Origin of the sequence: Rhodoferax sp. (genome assembly GCF_028689305.1) — a bacterium.
Lineage (GTDB): Bacteria > Pseudomonadota > Gammaproteobacteria > Burkholderiales > Burkholderiaceae_C > Rhodoferax.
The window spans coordinates 1-3,020 of sequence record NZ_JAQTWM010000176.1 but is presented as its reverse complement, the minus strand read 5'-3'; the positions used below and the strand labels follow the sequence as shown (position 1 = coordinate 3,020).

Annotated in this window: 4 protein-coding genes; 1 reads left to right on the top strand and 3 read right to left on the bottom strand. The window is 62.6% G+C overall.

The genetic code is table 11. The annotated features are described in order from the left end of the window. The 3 genes from PHW99_RS18595 to PHW99_RS18585 all read right to left on the bottom strand — a co-directional run. Window positions 1-355, bottom strand: a 355-nt coding sequence (locus tag PHW99_RS18595) for a (2Fe-2S) ferredoxin domain-containing protein (protein WP_300181291.1), incomplete at its 3' end; no start/stop codon positions are given. Window positions 356-365: 10 nt separating this feature from the next. Continuing rightward, window positions 366-1,460, bottom strand: a complete 1,095-nt coding sequence (locus PHW99_RS18590; protein WP_300181294.1) for a VanZ family protein — start codon at window positions 1,458-1,460, stop codon at window positions 366-368. Window positions 1,461-1,473: 13 nt separating this feature from the next. Then, window positions 1,474-1,902 (bottom strand): CopD family protein, encoded by a 429-nt coding sequence (locus PHW99_RS18585; RefSeq protein ID WP_300181288.1) that lies wholly within the window; start codon window positions 1,900-1,902, stop codon window positions 1,474-1,476. A gap of 221 nt (window positions 1,903-2,123) precedes the next feature. Between PHW99_RS18585 and hemB the strand changes: the two genes are divergently transcribed. Further along, window positions 2,124-3,020: porphobilinogen synthase (hemB, locus tag PHW99_RS18580; RefSeq protein WP_300181285.1), on the top strand; the 897-nt coding region annotated here is incomplete at its 3' end.

Here is a 3,020-nt window from a genome sequence, read left to right as displayed (position 1 = left end):
TCAGCAGGCGGGTCACCACCCTGCCGTTTTTCAGGTGCGACTCCACAATTTCGTCGATGTCACTCTCATCCACATAGCTGTACCAGACCCCTTCAGGGTAGACCACGGCCACCGGGCCGGCGGCGCAGCGGTCCAGACAACCCGCCTTGTTGACCCGCACCTTGCCCGCGCCGGCCAGGCCAGCAGCCTTGACCTGCGACTTGCAGCGCTCAAACGCCGCCTGGGCATTGTGGCGGGCACAGCAGTCGTCGCCGTTTTGCCGCTCGTTAAGGCAGAAAAAAATGTGCCGCTGGTAATAACCGGCAACAGGGGTGGCCGCCAGACCGGCAGCCTCAGGGGGAGTTGAATGTGTCATGGCGGCGATTTTAGGTTTCCGTCCCCCGTCCCCAAAGCCGGCTCAACACATAGACCAGCGCCGCAAACGGCCATAACCAGCCCAGCCACTGCGCCAGCCCATGAAAACGGATAAACCGCCCCTGCTCCCACAAAAACAGCGTCTGCTCGAAATACGGCCCCACCGTGGTCTGGTTGATCAGACTCAAATCCACCCCCAGCGCCAGTACGGCCAGCGCCGCAGCAGCCCGCGGCGGCGTCCATAACAAGCCCCCCAGCAGCGCCAGCGCCGCCAGCAGCGCTACCTGCACCGGCGGGTCCAGCCAGGCCCAGGCATGCTCCGGGGCAAAACTCAGCGCCGCACTCAGCGCCGTCGTCCCCACCCCCAGGACCACCATCCAGACCAGAAACCACAGCCGCTTGACGCGGCTGCCGATGATGCAATAACCCAGCAACCCCGGAATCAGCAGGCCCAGCAGCACACACAACCACTCGGTCACCGGCAGCAGCGGCTGCAATTCAATGTCGCGCACCGGCAACCATTCCAGAAACGGACTGCCTGCCAGCACATCCGCCAGCGCCGCCTCCAGCCGCTCCATCACCTGGCCCAGCCCAAACGGCACGGCGGTGGGAAACAGCAACGCCACCGGCCACAAGGCCAGCAACACCAGGGCGCCACGCGCGTGCGGCACAAACCAGTTGGCCCGAAACCGGCTCCAGCGCTGCAACACCCCCAGCCGCTCCAGACTCCAGGCGCTCAGAGCGCCCAGCAGGGTCCCCACCACATTCAGGATCAGATCCAGATTGGAGGGCACCCGGTCAGGCAGATAGGTCTGCAAGGTTTCCATCAGCAAGGACAATCCCGTGCCAGCCAACAGCGCCAGCCTGAAAGCCAGGCGCCCACGGCCGGTGCGCAACGCACTCAGGGCCAGCAGAAAACCCAACGGCATATAACCCAGCACATTGGCCACCACGTCAAACGCCGTCCAGTACCTCGGCGGCGGCGCCAGCAGGAAAAACCAGGGGTCTACCCCCTGGTCACGCCAATAAGCAAACGGATACAGGCTGGCGTAAACAATCAGGCCCAGATAGACCCACGCCAGAGGCCACGCCGAAGTCTTGTGCATCGGCATGCAAGGGTCAGAACGGCTTGAGCACCACCAGACACACGATGATCAGCATCAGAATCACCGGCGCCTCATTGAACCAGCGGTACCACACATGGCCGTGCCGCTGCTCGCCGCGCGCAAACTTCTTCAGCATCACACCGCAGGCGTGGTGATACCCCATCACCAGCAGCACCATCGTCAGCTTGGCGTGCATCCAGGCATTGCCCGGCCCCCAGCCAATACCGTAACCCGCCCACAGCCAGATACCCAGACCCAGCGCCGGCACGGCGATGATGGTCATGAACCGGTACAACTTGCGCGCCATCAGCAGCAGGCGATCACGCTCCGCGGTGGAGTCAGCCGGCACCATGGCCAGATTGACAAAAATGCGCGGCAGATAAAACAAGCCGGCAAACCAGCTGGCGACAAAAACAATGTGGAGAGACTTGATCCAGAGCATGCGGCCAGTTTAGGCCAAAAACGCCAGGCAAAAAAAACCCCAGCACGAGGGCTGGGGTGGTAAGCCTATTTGCTGTCACACATCAAGGCCCCGCTCAGGGAGGAAAAGCGGGGGGCAGTAAACTGCCCGGGTCGTAATTTAACAAAAATACCTGACAGTTTCAAGTCAGGCTGGAAAAAAATGTCATTACGATGTCACCACATGACTTTAGGACTTGCCACATGACCAACTTTGCACCGTATCCCCTGGGCCGCCCACGCCGCCTGCGCCGCGACAGTTTCACCCGCAACCTGGTGCGCGAAAGCACCCTGACCACCAGCGACCTGATCTACCCGGTGTTTGTCGTGGACGGAAAACAACAGCGCCAGGCCATCCTCTCCATGCCCGGCGTCGAACGCCTGAGCCTGGACCTGCTGCTGCCGGTGGCCGAAGAATGCGTCAAACTCGGCATTCCGGTGATGGCGCTGTTCCCGGTGATCGACCAGTCGCTCAAAACCCACGATGGCCGCGAAGCGCTCAACCCCGACGGCCTGGTGCCGCGCGTGGTACAGGCCCTCAAAAAAGAATTCCCCGAACTCGGCATCATGTGCGACGTGGCGCTGGACCCCTTCACCAGCCACGGCCAGGACGGCCTGCCCGACCCCCGCCCCGAAGAAAACGGCTACATCATGAACGACGCCACGGTGGAAATCCTGGTCAAGCAGGCGCTCACCCAGGCCGGCGCCGGCGCCGACATCGTGGCCCCCAGCGACATGATGGACGGGCGCATCGGCGCCATCCGCCAGGCCCTCGAAGCCAACCATTTTGTCCACACCCGCATCATGGCCTACAGCGCCAAATACGCCAGCGCCTTCTACGGCCCGTTCCGTGACGCCGTCGGCTCCGCCAGCAACCTGGGCAAAAGCAACAAAAAGGTCTACCAGATGGACCCCGGCAACAGCAACGAAGCCCTGCGCGAAGTGGCCATGGACATCGCCGAAGGCGCCGACATGGTCATGGTCAAGCCCGGCATGCCCTACCTGGACGTGGTGCGCCGCGTCAAAGACGAATTCAGGGTGCCGACCTTTGCCTACCAAGTGTCGGGCGAATACGCCATGCTCAAGGCCGCCGCGCAAAAC